Here is a 16,965-nt window from a genome sequence, read left to right on the forward strand (position 1 = left end):
TTTAAGATATTTTTTTGCCTCTGGTTTTTGCTGGAGCTTTGGGCTTTTCCTGTTGTTCCTGCTGTTGTTTGTTTTTCGGTGTTTGTTGACCATACTTCAAAGGCTCTTTGATATTTTTGGTCGCTTCATTGGTCTTGCCCTCCGAATTGACAGCAGTTTGCGTTTTATGGGCTTCGGTTGGTTTTACTCTTTCCTTGTATTGATTTGGAAATTCAAAATTGGTTTTTCCATTTTCTTTATTGAAAGTGATATAACCTTGATATGGTTGCCCTTTTTTATCTTTCAATCCATCAATGTAGATGGTTTGACCGGCTTTAAAATCCTTATGTTGATCATCGGTCAATTCTTTACCTCTGAATGTTTTTGGAGCTTCCTGAGATTGGTTTTGCTGATTGTTTTGAGTTTGTCCATTGCTTTGGGTTTGCCTGTTAGAATTGTTGCGGTCAAACAGAAACTCCACATATCGCTTGTCTGCATTGAATTGTACTGTTGCCGAAAATTCTGTTCCTTTGGTAGAAATCATACCCTCTAACTTTAGCGGTTTACCCTCCATTAAGGTTTGTTTCTGGGCATCGTCCAATTTCACGCCTTTAATTTCATCTGGAACTTTTATAAAATCCGTCCTCAATGCAATTACATCATTCGTTAGTCTGTCTATACTGATAATGGAAGGCATCAGTTCGCCAGTTTTGGAATTTTTCAAATCTACCACACGCCCCATATTACCAGTTTCGAGCAGGTTCTTTTTGTCTTCAACCGTAAACTTGTGCCCGAAAAATTCAAAATGCAAATTGGGTTCTTTTTTGATGCCGTGTATTCCTACCACAACTTTTCCGTCTTCGGCTTGCTGTAAAGACAAGCGGGCATCTGTACGAAGAATTGTACCACCGAGGTTGACACCAATCGGTAAGAGTTCATTCGTTTTGTAACCTTTCAATAAAGGTTCAAGTAGGTTTCTCTTTTCAAGGTATTCCTTGCTTAATCCGAGATTGGTCATAGTATCCCAATCAATCTGCTCCGGTTTGTAGCGGTATTCGCTTGCTTGCTGTGTTGTTTCTGTTGTTGCCATATTATTTTGATTTACTTGTTTTTTATCCGATTGCTGTTCTATTTTTACTTCGTGCTCTTTCATTATTTTTTCGCCTTCAGGAGTTGGCTTGTCAACCTGCTTTTGCATTTCCTGTGCTTTTTCAACAGCGACAGGTGCAGGCACTTTAAAGAATGAAAAATTGGTAGGGTTCTTTAGCTGGCTGAAAAAATTGGAGAAGAAGTTCGAAAAGAAATCACCACTTTTGTCCACACGCATAAACTGGTTTTGGTTTTTCTTCGTGGGATCAACAGTTTCCATTTTCCCGTTTTCGTCTATACTCTTTACGGCTTGGATTTTCATTTTTTCTTTATCCAGCACCAGCAATATGTCCGATAACTGTTCGGGCATTTCCTGCGTATTTGCTGTTTCTTCGCTCATAATTTGAAAAATTTAAAATTCACTATCGAATGTAAAACAAGCATTTACTGGATTGGTGGAAATGGCATTAAAAGGCAGTATTTGTCATTTATTGGCGTTCATTTATTTAGTAGGAGGATTAAAACTTTCACGAATAAATTGATGTACATCGGAAAGTTTATAGTACAATTTTCCACTAATCGTATAATAAGGCAACTTCCCATTCGAACGATACCGCTGCAGAGAACGATTACTGATTTTAAGCATTTGAAGCAAATCCTGATTGTCCAATAATTCCTCGCCATCTATGCTGTTACGCTTTTTTTGCAGTTCATCTATATTGTCGCCCAGCATATCCAAGCGACCCATTAAGCGTTCCATCCACGCCAAAAATTCCATTCTGTCAATATTCATAGGGATATACTTTTAAGGGTTCATACCTATTTTTTATCTGTCTTTAGCTTTCTGCCTTTTTCGATATAGCTTTTGCCTTTTGCCATAAGCTCCTGCACAAATTCATCACTGCTCTGTATGGCATTGGCATTGAGCATATCCTTAATTGCTCCTATGGTGTAGAAATACTGACCGTAGATTTTTGAATAAGCAATCTCGCCTTTGGTTCGCATACGCCATAAGGTCTTTTCGCTGATGTGCAGGTATTGGCAAACCTCGTGGTTATTGAGCCACAGGTCATCATAGCTGGTTTCGTCCAATCTTTTCAGGTAGTCGGCAATGGCATTAATACGGCTGTTTAGCTGTTGCCACGCTTCTTCTTCGATAGTTATAATTTTCATTGCACAGCTTTTAAATGTTCACTATGCAAAACTCCTAAAGGTGGCAGTGTTTGTCTGCCAATCCTTGCCAATTGGTTTGGCTGTTTTTTGAAAATTTTTACACTTAGGGAAACCCCTTGTTTAATAAGGGGTTCAGGGCATTTTGAGTATTTTGTAACAGGGGTTTGCCAACATTTGCCAATTGGCAGATATGGGCAAAAAAAACAGTACATATTGTGTACTGCTTTGAAATCACTGTATTGAAACAGTTAAAGGTCTTTATCCATATATTCTTCGAGGGATATTTTGAGCTGGTCTAAAAATGCCGTTCTGGAGCCTGCCCTTGTTTTCATTCGGTGGAAAGAGTGATGTATATCGTTTAAGGGTGTTCGGAATAGCACCTGAAAAATCAATGCTAATTTTCGGATGCCTATTTTTCCGTATGCAATGGAATTTGAAGCATACAGGGCGTATATTAGTTCGATAAGTGCATTTTGAGAATTTGTCCACGAAATATCCTTGTTTGTATCTAAATTTTGTAATATTGTATCGGGATTTTCTTCAGGATTTATTTTAGTAAGAGTGTAAGTATAAAGTAGTTCATTGGCAATAATATGTGCTATTTTGTTGTCGTAATATGTGGAGAAGCTAAGGTCAATTTCAAATACGCCACTCTTTAATCCATCGTGATAGTTAATCTTTCCGAGCCTGAAATAATTGTGATCACGGTCGGTTCTGCCAGCACGGTAATATCTGTAGAAATCTTCATTGCAAATACTTTCTTTATATTCTAACTTGAGATTTTTTAAAACATTTTCATAATAACTTTGATGTATTTTACCATTACTCACGGGACAGGTAGTTTCTATCCGAAATACTTTATTGTAATAAATAAGTTTTCCAAGGATTTGCGGTTTAACATTCTTAAAGAAATCAACCTCTTGATCTTCATTTAAAAATCCAACTTGCAATACTTCAGTTTTAATAGCACACAACATTTCATTTAGAAACAAAGTCATTTGATATGCTTCATCAGATGACCTTATCATTTGAGAAGAAATTTTGTCCTCCTTATGCCGAATTTCTGATAATATTTTACTCAATATAATTTCCATAGCATAGATGTTTTTAAAGTTTACAGAATTTTATTCAGAACTCATCTAGTTCTTGGTATGCCAAAATTTGGAAATAATATTGAAACCAACACCACAGGTTCCCCCATATTGGGAAAGATTTTTTTGAATATTGTGTGCAAAAAGGGTAAAGCCTTATAGACTTTACCCTTTTATTTATTAAATTTGCAAAGATGATTTACAAGGTAATTCAATGAAAGTAAGCGCAGTGTGCACCATTACTAAATCGTTACCGATAAGGTTTTCAACTTTTGTAAACTGCTCTTTATTAGCCAATTTTGGCTATATTAATCTTTTTCATAAAAAAAAATAAACTATGAAATGGATTGAACTAACCCGGCAAGAACAACTTGAGGAGCTTACAGCCATGTCAAAAACACAGCCTGTACTTATTTTTAAGCACAGTACGCGATGTATTATCAGTAAAATGGCGTTGAAAAATTTTGAGTCAGAATTTGATTTGGAAGGAAAAATTATTCCTTATTTTCTCGATTTAATAGCAAACAGAGCTCTTTCTAATGCTATTGCGGATGATTTTAATGTTCAGCACCAATCTCCGCAATTATTGGTAATAAAGAATGCAGAAGTCGTCTATCACGAATCGCATGAAGGTATAGATGCCTCCATTTTAAAAGAATATATATAAAAAATCCACTCTAAATGAGTGGATTTTTTTAACTGTGATATTTATTTTTCAAAAGGAATCGCTGGCAATAATTTTGAAGAAACTTCTCCAAAACCGATGCGTACCTGATCGTTTTTACAATAACCTCTCATGATTACGGTATCATTGTCCTGTATAAAAGTGCGTTTTGTACCGTCGTTCATTTCTAACGGGTTTTGTCCTGCCCAGGTAAGCTCAAGCATGGAACCAAAACTGTCCTTAGTTGGTCCCGAAATAGTTCCCGATCCTAATAAATCACCTGCATTTATCTGACATCCGTTTACAGCGTGGTGCGCCAGTTGTTGGCTCATGGTCCAGTACATATACTTCAGGTTGGAATTACAAATGATATTCTCAGTTCCGTTATCCGGTGTAATAGCTACCTGTAAATTGATATCAAAAGCATGTTTTCCGTTTTGCTGTAAGTACGGAAGCGGTTTTGGATCTTCCTGCTTTGGACTTTCACAACGGAAAGGTTCCAGTGCATCCATGGTTACAATCCAGCATGAAATTGACGAAGCAAAGTTTTTTGCCAGAAATGGTCCTAATGGTACATATTCCCATGTCTGTACATCACGTGCACTCCAGTCGTTTAATAACACCATACCGAAAATGTGATCTTCTGCATTTTCAACCGCAATACGTTCTCCCATTTTATTGGCATCAGTAGTTATAAAAGCGGTTTCCAATTCAAAATCAACACGCTGAGATGGTCCAAAAACAGGTTGCGTTTCTCCTTTAGGCAAGGTTTGTCCAAGCGGACGGTGGACTGCTACACCTGAGGGAACGATAGTAGAGCTTCTTCCGTGATAACCAACAGGTAAATGAAGCCAGTTTGGAAATAATGCATTGGCAGGATCGCGGAACATGGTACCAACATTGGTAGCATGCTCTTTACTCGAATAGAAATCGGTATAGTCTCCGATAAAAACCGGAAGCTGCATTTCAACTTCGTCTACCGGAAATAATACATTTTTTCTATGGTCTTCATTATCGCGTAATTCGCTGTTATTCTCTTCAAAAATATCTGCAATACGGTTTCTTACCATTCTCCATACCGGTTTTCCTAAAGTGATGAATTCGTTAAGTGTATCCTGAAGAAAAATATCTTCGTGCAGATCAATACCTTTAAAATAGCCAAGCTGTTGTAAAGCACTCAAATCAATGGCGTAATCACCGATGCGGGAACCGATCGTAATCACATTTTCTTTAGTTAAAAAAACACCGAAAGGAATATTTTGAATGGGGAAATCATTATTTTCAGAAACTGTAATCCATGATTTTAAAGAAGGATTATTAGCTGTAATTATCATAACTATTGTTGTTAGCTGTTTGTACTATAAAATTTAATCAAATATATCATTTACCTATTATTTAACAAACCATTTTTGTAAATTTGGATTCATTTTAACGAAATATTAGAAAATGCAACGAGACGAACAAATTTTTGATTTGATTTTAGATGAGCAGGACAGACAGGTTCACGGACTTGAACTGATTGCTTCTGAAAATTTTGTAAGCGACCAGGTAATGGAAGCTGCAGGTTCAGTTTTAACAAATAAATATGCAGAAGGGTATCCTAATAAAAGATATTATGGCGGATGTGAAGTAGTGGATGTTGTAGAGCAGATTGCTATTGACAGAGCCAAAGCACTGTTTAATGCGGCTTATGTAAATGTGCAGCCTCATTCCGGCTCGCAGGCCAATACAGCCGTTTTTGCAGCTTGCTTACAGCCCGGAGATAAAATATTAGGTTTTGATCTGTCTCACGGAGGACACCTTACACACGGATCTCCGGTGAATTTTTCAGGAAAATTATACAATCCGGTTTTTTATGGAGTAGATCAGGAAACGGGACGTTTAAATTATGATAAGATTCAGGAAATAGCAACCAAAGAACAGCCAAAACTCATTATTGCTGGGGCTTCAGCGTATTCACGTGATATGGATTTTAAACGATTCAGAGAAATTGCGGATAGTGTAGGAGCTATTTTGATGGGAGATATTTCACATCCTGCAGGGCTTATTGTAAAAGGGCTGTTGTCTGATCCGGTGCCTTATTGCCATATCATTACTACAACTACTCATAAAACCCTCAGAGGTCCAAGAGGAGGTATAATATTAATGGGTAAAGATTTCGAAAATCCGTTCGGATTAAAAACGCCGAAAGGAGAAACCAGAATGATGTCTTCTCTGTTGGATAGCGCTGTATTTCCTGGAAATCAGGGAGGACCATTGATGCATATCATTGCGGCAAAAGCAGTAGCATTTGGAGAAGCGCTTACGGATGAATTTTTCCGTTATGCATTACAGGTGCAGAAAAATGCACAGGCCATGGCGAAAGCGTTTATGGACAGAGGCTATAATATTATTTCCGGAGGAACGGATAATCATATGATGCTTATTGATTTGCGCAATAAAAATATTTCAGGGAAAGAAGCTGAAAATGCTTTGGTAAAAGCAGAAATAACGGTTAACAAAAATATGGTTCCTTTTGATGATAAATCACCATTTGTAACTTCTGGAATCCGTATCGGTACACCTGCTATTACTACCCGTGGTCTTGTTGAAAGTGATATGGATAAAATAGTCGAAATGATTGATAAGGTACTTATGCATCATACTGATGAAGATATTATAGAAGAAGTAGCAACTGAGGTGAATGAGATGATGGGAGAAAGAGCAATGTTTGTTTTTTAGTAAATAGCTGAGTATCATAAAAAAGTAGATGAATTTCATCTACTTTTTTTATTTTTACCTAAAACTAAAAAGGTAAATATGAAAAAATACGTTACACTGCTGCTATTAATCACAGGCATGGTTATGCAGGCTCAGGGTATTCAGGGAGTGGTTGTGGATAAAGAAACAAATGCACCACTTGAATTTGTTTCTGTAATTTTAGAAGGAGGGCAGCTGACAGCTTCTACTAATGAAAAAGGGGAGTTTTATCTCAATGTATCCGATGTAATAGGAAAACAACTCATTTTTTCTAATGTGCATTATGAGGAATTGCGCTATAAAGTAAATGATACCAAGCCATTCACTGTTGGTTTAGAAGCTATTTCTTTTCAGATGGAAGAAATGGTCTTATATGACCGGCCTATAAGGGATGTGTTTGATGAGGTAATTAAAAACTCTGAAAAATCATTTAAAACCAATATTCAACTGAGTACTTTTTACAAAGAGAATTACAAAAGCAATACATGGAAATCTTTTTATGCGGACGGTCTTGTTGACTTTTATATCAAAAATAAGACGTCTAAGATTGATATTGTAGTCAATGAAAGCCGTAGTGTAGATACCGGAATGGTGGATGAACAGGCAAAATCATTGAGTACAGTAAATATGAATATGGAAGATGCCATTGAAAATGCTCTTCAGTTTAAATTTTTAAAAAAACTCATAAAAAACAAGGATCAGGAATTTTATATTACCATGCAGCAGTCGGCTAATGGAGAGATTCTACATACATTGTATATTGAGCCGGTAGAAAATTCAAAAGCGGAAAATCTTATTGAAGGAAAAGTGGTTTTTAATGAAGAGAAGAAACTGATTCTGGATATAGACTTACAATTCGCTGAGAAATATAAAGGAAACAATAAAATGATGAATGTAATTGTGGCTAAAATAAAAATCAACGATTTTAAAAGAAAAGCCCGTTATGCTTATGTAAACGGAGTATATTATATTACCTATTTTGAGTACGCTTATGATATTTCAGCCACCTCCAAAATGGCTAAGTTGGATGATCGCTTTACCGGAAACGCTCAGATGTATGTGTTTAGCTTTACTCCAGTGAGTGTTTTTCCTCCCAAAAATAAACTTATAAAAGAGACTGCTTTGTATAAATTAGGAAAAAATTATACGACGGAATTCTGGAAAAAGCCAAATGTTCAGCATTTGACAGATTATAAATAAAAAAATGAAAATAGAAGAAATAAAAAAGTGGTTAGGTTTTTGTAATCACTTTTTTTGTTATAGTAAATTCCCTTCTCAGGATAAAATTTTAAAACTATTCCGGTTGAAGTGGCGCAATATGTATTTTATTTTTATTTAAAAAAAAACAGACACTATTATGAAACAGTTGTACATTGGGTTAGTCTTTCTTTTCATCAGTTTTGGTATTCAGGCACAAACAGCCACTTACTCCGGTATTATAAAAGACAGAAACACCAATCTGCCGGTTGAATATGTAAGTATTACCGGAGTGAATTCTAATATCAGTACCATGACCAATGCCGATGGGCGTTTTCGTCTTACTGTACCACAAGAGATAAAAAAAATAAAATTCAGCCACTTAAACTACGATGTTTTAGAATATGTACTCGTTCCTGAACGCAAGGAAATGGTTGTTTATTTAAATTCTTCTGCTTATGAAATGGAAGAAATGGTTATTCTGAACCGTTCTCTGAGAGAGGTGATGAATGAGATTATTAAAAACTCCAAATCTAAATTTTCAAAAGATATTAAACTGAGTACCTACTACCGGGAAATGATGAACATCAACAATGAAGTTTACTCGTACGCAGACGGTATGCTTGATTATTTTTATAAGAATAAATCAACCAGTAATATTACCGTAAATGAAAGTCGTGCAATAAAATTTCAGTCGAAAGAATTTGAAAGCTATGAAAATAATCCTGTTAATTTTTATTTGTTGAATTTACAGGAAATCGTCACCAATGCTTTTCAGTTTGAACGATTGTCTAAAATAGTAAAAAATAAAAACTATGAAATGTATCTTACCCTTAAAAAGAATGCTGAAGGTAAAGAACTGACTACGTTGTATTTTGAGCCTTCTGAAACAGCTAAGGATGAGATTTTTGAAGGAACTGTAGTATTTGATGATGAAGCCAAACTTATTCTGGAAATCAACATACAACTATCCCGCAAACATTTAAAAAACATTAAATTTGAAGATAGAGTGCTGTACCGCATTAAATTTTCAGAGATCCGTTACAAACAAATATTCAATGCTGTGGATGGAAAATATTTTTTGGTGTATGACACGCGCAGAGTTCAGGCAATGGTTAAAGTAGGAGAGAGGCACCAGTATCTGATCGGTGGTATTCACGAGCTGATTACAGTAAATTCTGCTGTAAGTTCTGAAAAGCCTAAGCCAGATCTTATTTATTATCATCCGACTTTACAACCGTTGGGAAAAAACTATACAACAAAGTACTGGAATGATCAAAATGTTATTTTGTTGAATAGTAAAGAGGAACAAGCATTAGGGAAAATTAATAATTAAATAGATAAGATGAAAAAGATTGTATTGTTAACAGCAGCTATCGGAGCCGTTTTTTTGAGTAGTTGTAAATCTACCCGGCAACCTTCGGTTGATAAAATGCAAATAGAGCAAAACACCGCCTCTGAGGAAGAAGTTTTTCTGAAAATTTTTGGTGTAGAGCCGTTTTGGAATATTGATATAGCGGAAGATATAGTAGTTTTTAAGGATGTTGAGGGAAAGGTGGTAACTTTTAAATATGCAGTTCCTTCTGAAGATAAAGAAAACATGACTAAAACCTACCATCTTTTGAGTGGTGGCTATGATTTAACCATTCATATTGTTGAGGGGTATTGTACAGACGGAATGTCTGACAAAGATTCTGCTTACAAGGCGGATATGCAGTTAAAAGAAAACGGTAAGATAGTTTGGGAACACAAGGGGTGTGCACATTATTTGTTACATCCTGAATTGGAAGGTAAATGGATTTTAAAGCAATTGAATCATAAAAAAATCAGCGAGGACGGAAGTTATGCAACTCCTTATCTGGAGTTTGATACGACGGAAAACAGAGTGTCCGGCAATACCAGTTGTAATGGTATCAGCGGTTCAGTTATCACTGAAGGTTCTCTTATCAAATTTCCCCATATGGCAACCACTCTGATGATGTGTGTCAATGAAAATGTAGAACAGGAGTTTCTCGAAGTTATAGAACAGGTCACGAGGTATGAAATCGAAGGAAATGAATTGCGCCTTTATGCAGGTCAGCAATTGAAAATGTTATTTAAGAAATAAAAAAAGTCCCGGATTTCCGGGACTTTTTTATGCGTTATATTTATACATTTGGTGGCTCATTCGTATGATGGTCTCTGTTATAATTAAATTGTTTTGTAGAGAACTCATTAGATGTTTCAACGATTTTGTAGGCATCTACAATTCGTTTAACCAAACGGTGTCTTACAATGTCTTTGTCATCGAGATAGATAATGCCTATGCCTTCAATACCGGAAAGAATATTAAGAGCTTCTTTTAAACCTGAAGTTACTTTACGCGGTAAATCTACCTGACCAGGGTCTCCGGTGATGATAAATTTGGCATTTTTACCCATACGGGTCAAAAACATCTTCATTTGGGAATGAGTTGTGTTCTGTGCCTCATCCAGAATTACAAACGCATGATCGAGTGTTCGTCCTCTCATAAACGCAAGAGGCGCAATCTGTATAATGCCTTTAAGTAAATAATCTTCCAGTGTAGTTGGAGGCAACATATCCCGTAAGGCATCATATAAAGGCTGCATATAAGGATCGAGCTTTTCTTTCATATCTCCGGGTAAAAAACCCAAATTTTCTCCTGCTTCAACAGCAGGACGCGTTAGAATGATACGTTTCACCTGTTTTTCTTTCAGCGCTTTTACAGCGAGTGCCACTCCCGTATATGTTTTTCCGGTTCCTGCAGGTCCTATGGCAAAAACCATATCATTTTTATTGACATTATCGACCAGTTTTTGCTGGTTTGGTGTCATGGCTTTTATGAGTTTGCCACCGAGACCATGTACCAGAATTTCGTCACTGGACTTCATGTGTTGCTGGGGCTGATCATCGATGATCAGGCGTTCAATGATATTTTCGTTTAAGGTATTGTACTTTTGGTAGTACTTGATAATACGGTCAAACCGATCTTCAAATAAGTCTAATACTTCGTTTTCTCCAAACACTTTTACAATAGTATCGCGTGCAACGATTTTTAGTTTAGGATAGAGTTTTTTGATGATTTCCAAATGAATATCCTGAGCTCCCCAAAAATCTTTAGGAGTGATATGTTCCAATTCAATGATTCTTTCGTTCAAAAGCTATTAGATTTAATTAAAATAAATTAGTTTTGTATTCAATCAAATCTAAAAAAAATTAAGTAAAAACGCAATAACAATTTGATTAATTAATGTCAATAATTACACTAACAACTGATTTCGGAATCAAAGACCATTTTGTAGCAATAGCTAAAGGTAAACTGTTGTCTAAAATTCCGCATTGTCAGCTTGTAGATGTTTCCCATTGCATTGATTTATATAATGTAGGCAATGCCAGTTATGTCGTTTCCGGTGCGTATGCTTCATTTCCGAAAAACACGATTCATATCATTTGTGTAGATGCAGAACTGCATGAAAACAGTCGCTTTCTTTTGATGCGCTTTGACGGTCATTTTTTTCTCGCAGCAGATAATGGTATATGCAGTCTGCTGACTCAGGAAAGGGAATATGCTGTAGAAAAAGTAGTCCTTCTGCAAAATAAACCCGAACATCTTTCGTGTATGGATTTGTTTGCCGATGTGTGTGCCGCAATCAATGGAGGGGCAGATGCGGAAAGTCTGGGTGAGCTTATTGGCAGTGAAGATTATGTGGGAATGACCGAATTAAGACCTCGTATATCTGAGGACGGAAATGTGATTTTTGCGAATATTGTGTATGAAGACCATTATGGAAATGCAGTAAGCAATGTGAGCAAAAAACTGTTTGAAGAAGTGGGTAAAGGCCGTCCGTTTTTATTTACCGGCAGTAAATATAAGATGACGCGCATCAATAAATACTATGCAGATTTCAATACAGAGACCAGAGCTTTGAGTGAATACCATGGCAGTTCCTTGCTTATCTTTAATGATCTGGAAATGTTGCAGGTTTCTCTTTATAAAACCAATCCCGCAACCAGTGGCAGTGTGAAATCATTACTGGGATTGGGATATCACGATCCGATTATCATTGAATTTGAATCAAAAAACGAATAAAAATGTTTATAAGAATTGTTAAGATGAGTTTTCAGGAAGATAAAATACCGGTCTTTTTGGAACATTTTCAGACAGTAAAAGAAAAAATAAGACATTATCCCGGAAATAATTTTCTGGAGCTGTATCGCGATAAACAGCAGCCCAACATATTTTTTACGTATTCTGTATGGAATGAAGAAACTGATTTGGAAAACTATAGACAATCTGAACTTTTTAAAAGTGTCTGGGCCAATACCAAACCTTTTTTCAATGATAAACCACAGGCATGGAGTGTTGATAAACTGGAATCTCTCCCTTAATCTATTTGTATGAAAGCTATTTTACTACGTGAAATTAAATCCTTTTTCGGCTCTATCATCGGTTATCTGGTGATTGTGGTGTTTTTGGTTTTAAACGGTTTGTTTTTATGGGTGTTTGACGGTTCTTACAACATATTGCAAAGCGGATATAATGATCTGACGCCTTTTTTTAAACTGGCTCCGTGGATTTTGTTATTGCTTATTCCGGCAGTAACCATGCGCAGCTTTTCTGATGAGCGCAAACAGGGAACTATTGAATTGTTGCTGACCAAGCCTCTGAGTATTTACGAAATTGTCTCAGGGAAATTTTTAGGGGCTTTTGTACTGATTTTTATTGCAATTATACCTACGGTTTTATATGTAATTATTCTGAATCCGTACGGTAATCCGATGAATAATATGGATATCGGAAGTACAATCGGATCTTATATCGGATTGCTTTTCCTGATTGCAGGTTATACGGCGATCGGAATTTTTTCATCAACCTTATCCGATAATCAGATTGTGGCGTTTATCTATGCCATTGTCTTATCTCTTATTTTTTATATGGGATTTGATCAGTTGGGAGGTATGCTGAAACTACCTTTTTTGGAACGCATTGGTATGGATTTTCATTTTAAGAGTATGAGCAGAGGCGTTTTAGATACACGTGATGTGCTTTATTTTATCAGTGTTGCCTTCCTTTTTGTAAGTGCTACAGTGTTTAATCTAAAATCCATGAAAAAATAATGGCAGCAATGAAACGCAAATATTTAGTATCGTTTACCGGAATACTTCTGGCATTGATTTTTATCAATCTGGCAGGACAGTTTGTTTTCAAGCGATTTGATCTTACGCAGGATCGCCGTTATACGCTTTCTTCTACCACACTTTCGATTGTGGAGCAAGTAAAAGAGCCTTTGTTTATTGATGTGTATTTAGAAGGACAGTTTCCGGCAGATTTGAGAAGATTGCAGGAAGAAACCCGTCAATTGCTGGAAGAATTTATGGCTTATAATTCCAATATCAGTTTTCAGTTTGTAAATCCGCTGGAAAATCAGGCCGATCAGATGCAGATTGCTGAACAACTGTATGCGAATGGGATGAAGCCGATTTCGATGACTTTGAACGATAAAGGAAAGCAATCTCAGGAAATGGTTTTTCCATGGGCTGTAGCAACGTATGGTGATCGCCATGCAAAAATTCCTTTGCTTAAAAACATTATGGGTATCAGTACTGAAGATAAGGTACTAAGCTCTGTGCAGCATTTAGAATATGCTATTGCAGATGCCGTAAATACTGTTATTCATGAAAAAACGAAAAAAATAGCTGTCATCAAAGGTATCGGTGAACTTGAAGATGTGTATATGGCTGATTTCTTAAAATCAGTTCGTGAAAATTATTATATCGCACCTTTTACACTGGACAGTGTTGCACAAAATCCGAATAAAACGCTGCAACAATTAAAAGAATATGATCTGGCCATCATTGCCAAGCCAACTAAGTCGATTACAGAAGATAAAATACAGGTGTTAGACCAGTTTGTAATGAATGGTGGTAAAACAATATGGCTTATTGATCAGGTGCAGGCTGATATGGATAGCTTAACTAAAACAGGAGGTATGCTGGCATATCCAAAAGATTTTAGCCTTAGCGAACTGCTGTTCAAATACGGGGTTCGGGTAAATCCTACCTTGATTATGGATGAGGTGGCTACACCGATTAAGCTTGCCACAGGACAGCAGGGTTCAGAAACCACCTATCAGGAGTACATGTGGAAATTCGCACCTTATGCCTTAGGAAATCCGGGACATCCGATTACAAAAAACATTGAAGGAGTAAAATTTGATTTCGCTAATGGAATTGATACGCTGAAGAACAACATTCGTAAAACTGTTTTGCTGCGTTCGTCTGAATACTCTAAACCGTTGGGAACTCCGCTGGAGATTGATCTGAAAAAAGGAATCGACAAAACACCTCTTGAAAGCTATCAGGGAAAGGGGAATATACCTTTGGCGGTATTGCTGGAAGGAACTTTTACTTCAGCTTATAAAAACAGAATACTGCCGTTTAAAGAACCGGATTACAAGGATTCGGGCGTAGCCAATAAGATGGTAGTGATTTCTGATGGAGATCTGATCAGAAACCAACTGGACCAAAACGGAGCTCCGATGGAACTGGGGTATGACAAATGGACCAATAATCTATTTGGCAATAAAGAATTCTTGCTGAATACGGTTAACTATCTGTTAGACGACACAGGATTGATTCAGTTACGCACAAAAGATGTAAAGCTGGCATTGCTGGATAAAGAGAAAGTACATAATGATTATACTCAGATACAGATTCTCATTGTAGTATTACCCGTTGCAGTGATTATTTTATTTGGTTGGATATTCACCTTTTTGAGAAAGAAAAAATATAGAAGATAATAGCTAAAAAATCCTTTTTTTATTGCTACTAAAAAGATATATTTGTAAAAACTTCCGTTAATTTACGGATAATAAAAAAAGATATATGAAATTTATCGTATCGAGCTCGTATTTATTAAAACAATTACAAGTATTAGGAAGTGTAATCAATAGTAGTAACACCTTACATATTCTTGATAACTTTTTATTTGAACTGGATAACAATCAATTAAAAGTATCCGCTTCAGATTTAGAGACTACGATGTCTGCAACGTTAGAAATAGAATCTACTGATACTGGCAGCATTGCAGTTCCTGCCCGTTTGTTGTTAGAAACCCTGAAAACATTTCCGGAACAGCCGTTGACTTTTACGGTTAAGGAAAACAATACCATTGAAATCAGCTCTGATTTAGGAAAGTATGTATTGGCCTATTTACCAGGAGATGAATTTCCAAAAGCAGAATTACTGGAAGACCCTTCTACAGCACATATTCCTGCTGAAGTATTGGCTACCGCTGTAAGTAAAACGATATTTGCTGCCGGAAACGATGATTTACGCCCTGTAATGTCAGGCGTTTATTTTCAGTTTTCTCCTTCAGGAATTATTTTCGTGGCAACAGATGCTCATAAATTAGTAAAATATTCCCGCACGGATATCACTTCGAGCGCAGAAGCTAATTTTATCATGCCTAAAAAACCTTTGAATATTTTAAAAAATATTTTGGGGACTTCTGATGCTGAAGTGAAAATTGAGTACAATGATTCAAATGCAATGTTCTCATTTGATAATTATATATTGGTATGTCGACTTATTGACGGAAAATATCCGAACTATGAGGCGGTAATTCCAAAAGAGAATCCGAATAAGCTGATTATTGCCAGAACTCAATTCTTAAGTTCGGTAAGACGTGTAGCTATTTATGCCAATAAAACGACACATCAGATCCGTTTAAAGGTTGCCGGAACGGAATTGAATATTTCTGCAGAAGATATCGATTATTCAAATAAAGCAGACGAACGCCTTACCTGTGATTATCAGGGAGATGATATGCAGATCGGATTCAATTCGCGTTTCCTTATTGAAATGCTGAATAACCTGCAGTCAGACGAGATTCTTTTAGAAATGTCTTTACCAAACAGAGCAGGTATCCTGACGCCTGTTGACGGTCTTGACGAAGGTGAAACCGTAACCATGCTTGTAATGCCGGTTATGCTTAATAACTAAGATTTTATATAGTCATAAAAAAAGCAACTCTTTTGAGTTGCTTTTTTGTTTTTATATTATATCATTAGTCATCAATTTTTTCGCCTTCCTGCAGTACCAAAACAGGTACATCTGCGTGATACGATAATTTCTGACTCAGACTGGAGCTGAACAATCGCTCAAAGAAGCCCATTTGTCTTTTTACAATACACATTACATCGATCAGATGCTCGTCAATAAAGTAGTAAACACTTTGTTCCAGATCTCTGTTTAATACTGTAGTAATTTCCAATTTATCATCAATAAAGAAGTTTTGCCATTCTTTTACAAGCATTTCAACTTCAGGATTTTCCTTTCTTAAAATGTGCAGGCATTTTACTTCGGCATTCAGACCTTTGGTAAAATTGAAAATCTGGCGCAATCCTTTTCGGTCAGAAGGTTTTAGTAACGTTGCAAATCCGAAACGTTCCAGACGTTTAAATTTTGCCTTAAACGGCACACTCAGGATAGGGATGTCCACATTGCGTATTACATTGCTTGTATTGGACCCCAGAATTTTTTTATCCCAACCACTTTTACCGTTGGTACCCATGACTACAAGCTCTATATTCTCATCTTTGATGATGCGTTGTATGGTGTATAGTAAAGATCCTTCTTCAAAAATAAAGGTCATGTTTACATCACCTAACTGATGCTGTTCAGCAATTTCACGCATCTGAGGCACTTTTTCCTTATAGGCATCAAAATGTCCGAATTCAATAGTGTTGTATACTTCCTGGATAAGATCGGGTTGTCCGGCACTGGTACTTGATATGACCGGCATGTCATACGTATGTAAAACGTATAAATCAGCATTTACCGATTTGGCAAAGTGCAACGCATAAATGAACGCATTGTCTGCCGTTTCTGAAAAATCGGTTGGAAATAATATTTTTTTCATAATGATAACTCTTATAGTCTTCACTAAAGTTACGAAGAAAAAGAGATTAGGCAAATAAAACCGTGGTTTTTAAGATTTTTTTCTCGCGAAAACATATCGTATTTTTGCTT

The 16,965-nt window shown here is 36.4% G+C and carries 18 protein-coding genes; 10 read left to right on the top strand and 8 right to left on the bottom strand.

What is annotated here, in order from left to right:
• Position 1 precedes the first annotated feature (1 nt).
• From QW060_RS03835 to QW060_RS03855, 5 genes are all read right to left on the bottom strand, one after another.
• Positions 2-1,468 carry a DUF3945 domain-containing protein gene (locus tag QW060_RS03835; protein WP_290362336.1) on the bottom strand — a complete coding sequence of 489 codons (1,467 nt, stop codon included), beginning with the start codon at positions 1,466-1,468 and terminating at the stop codon, positions 2-4.
• Between the two features lie 102 nt (positions 1,469-1,570).
• Positions 1,571-1,861 carry a helix-turn-helix domain-containing protein gene (locus QW060_RS03840; protein ID WP_290362337.1) on the bottom strand — a complete coding sequence of 97 codons (291 nt, stop codon included), beginning with the start codon at positions 1,859-1,861 and terminating at the stop codon, positions 1,571-1,573.
• 26 nt (positions 1,862-1,887) lie between these two features.
• Complete coding sequence (locus tag QW060_RS03845; protein ID WP_290362338.1) at positions 1,888-2,241, bottom strand: helix-turn-helix domain-containing protein; 354 nt, start codon at positions 2,239-2,241, stop codon at positions 1,888-1,890.
• Complete coding sequence (locus QW060_RS03850; RefSeq protein WP_290362339.1) at positions 2,238-2,453, bottom strand: hypothetical protein; 216 nt, start codon at positions 2,451-2,453, stop codon at positions 2,238-2,240. Before QW060_RS03850 ends, QW060_RS03845 begins: the two co-directional genes overlap by 4 nt.
• Positions 2,454-2,489: 36 nt before the next feature.
• On the bottom strand, positions 2,490-3,335 hold the full coding sequence (locus QW060_RS03855; protein ID WP_290362340.1) for an RteC domain-containing protein: 846 nt from the start codon (positions 3,333-3,335) through the stop codon (positions 2,490-2,492).
• Between the two features lie 334 nt (positions 3,336-3,669).
• Here QW060_RS03855 and ytxJ point away from each other — a divergent pair, with 334 nt between their 5' ends.
• Positions 3,670-3,999: a bacillithiol system redox-active protein YtxJ gene (ytxJ, locus tag QW060_RS03860; RefSeq protein WP_290362341.1), complete on the top strand. Its 330-nt coding sequence runs from the start codon at positions 3,670-3,672 to the stop codon at positions 3,997-3,999.
• A gap of 41 nt (positions 4,000-4,040) precedes the next feature.
• Here the strand turns inward: ytxJ and fahA are convergent, their stop codons facing one another.
• The gene (gene fahA, locus QW060_RS03865) at positions 4,041-5,330 is read right to left on the bottom strand and encodes a fumarylacetoacetase (RefSeq protein ID WP_290362342.1); all 1,290 of its coding nucleotides are present in this window, start codon (positions 5,328-5,330) and stop codon (positions 4,041-4,043) included.
• 112 nt (positions 5,331-5,442) lie between these two features.
• On the opposite strand from fahA, the gene glyA reads away from it, so the two are divergent.
• The 4 genes from glyA (at position 5,443) to QW060_RS03885 (ending at position 10,039) form a co-directional block, all read left to right on the top strand.
• Positions 5,443-6,717 (top strand): serine hydroxymethyltransferase, encoded by a 1,275-nt coding sequence (gene glyA / locus QW060_RS03870; RefSeq protein WP_290362343.1) that lies wholly within the window; start codon positions 5,443-5,445, stop codon positions 6,715-6,717.
• A 78-nt stretch (positions 6,718-6,795) separates the two neighbouring features.
• A complete protein-coding gene (locus QW060_RS03875) occupies positions 6,796-7,935 on the top strand; it encodes a carboxypeptidase-like regulatory domain-containing protein (RefSeq protein ID WP_290362344.1) in 1,140 nt (379 codons plus the stop codon).
• A gap of 157 nt (positions 7,936-8,092) precedes the next feature.
• Positions 8,093-9,268, top strand: a complete 1,176-nt coding sequence (locus tag QW060_RS03880; protein WP_290362345.1) for a carboxypeptidase-like regulatory domain-containing protein — start codon at positions 8,093-8,095, stop codon at positions 9,266-9,268.
• 9 nt (positions 9,269-9,277) lie between these two features.
• Entirely contained in the window at positions 9,278-10,039 is a 762-nt protein-coding gene (locus tag QW060_RS03885; RefSeq protein ID WP_290362346.1) for an META domain-containing protein, read from the top strand.
• A 40-nt stretch (positions 10,040-10,079) separates the two neighbouring features.
• On the opposite strand, the gene QW060_RS03890 is transcribed toward QW060_RS03885, so the two are convergent.
• Complete coding sequence (locus tag QW060_RS03890; protein ID WP_290362347.1) at positions 10,080-11,090, bottom strand: PhoH family protein; 1,011 nt, start codon at positions 11,088-11,090, stop codon at positions 10,080-10,082.
• 92 nt (positions 11,091-11,182) lie between these two features.
• Here QW060_RS03890 and QW060_RS03895 point away from each other — a divergent pair, with 92 nt between their 5' ends.
• The 5 genes from QW060_RS03895 to dnaN all read left to right on the top strand — a co-directional run bounded on the left by QW060_RS03895 (position 11,183) and on the right by dnaN (position 15,936).
• Entirely contained in the window at positions 11,183-12,022 is an 840-nt protein-coding gene (locus tag QW060_RS03895) for an SAM hydrolase/SAM-dependent halogenase family protein (protein WP_290362348.1), read from the top strand.
• 2 nt (positions 12,023-12,024) lie between these two features.
• Positions 12,025-12,321 carry a putative quinol monooxygenase gene (locus tag QW060_RS03900; RefSeq protein WP_290362349.1) on the top strand — a complete coding sequence of 99 codons (297 nt, stop codon included), beginning with the start codon at positions 12,025-12,027 and terminating at the stop codon, positions 12,319-12,321.
• 9 nt (positions 12,322-12,330) lie between these two features.
• Complete coding sequence (gldF, locus tag QW060_RS03905; protein ID WP_290362350.1) at positions 12,331-13,050, top strand: gliding motility-associated ABC transporter permease subunit GldF; 720 nt, start codon at positions 12,331-12,333, stop codon at positions 13,048-13,050.
• The gene (gene gldG, locus QW060_RS03910; protein ID WP_290362351.1) at positions 13,050-14,732 is read left to right on the top strand and encodes a gliding motility-associated ABC transporter substrate-binding protein GldG; all 1,683 of its coding nucleotides are present in this window, start codon (positions 13,050-13,052) and stop codon (positions 14,730-14,732) included. Before gldF ends, gldG begins: the two co-directional genes overlap by 1 nt.
• 85 nt (positions 14,733-14,817) lie before the next feature.
• Positions 14,818-15,936: a DNA polymerase III subunit beta gene (gene dnaN, locus QW060_RS03915; RefSeq protein ID WP_290362352.1), complete on the top strand. Its 1,119-nt coding sequence runs from the start codon at positions 14,818-14,820 to the stop codon at positions 15,934-15,936.
• A gap of 64 nt (positions 15,937-16,000) precedes the next feature.
• On the opposite strand, the gene QW060_RS03920 is transcribed toward dnaN, so the two are convergent.
• A complete protein-coding gene (locus tag QW060_RS03920) occupies positions 16,001-16,855 on the bottom strand; it encodes a universal stress protein (RefSeq protein ID WP_290362353.1) in 855 nt (284 codons plus the stop codon).
• Between the last annotated feature and the right edge of the window lie 110 nt (positions 16,856-16,965).

The organism is Paenimyroides ceti, assembly GCF_030409925.1.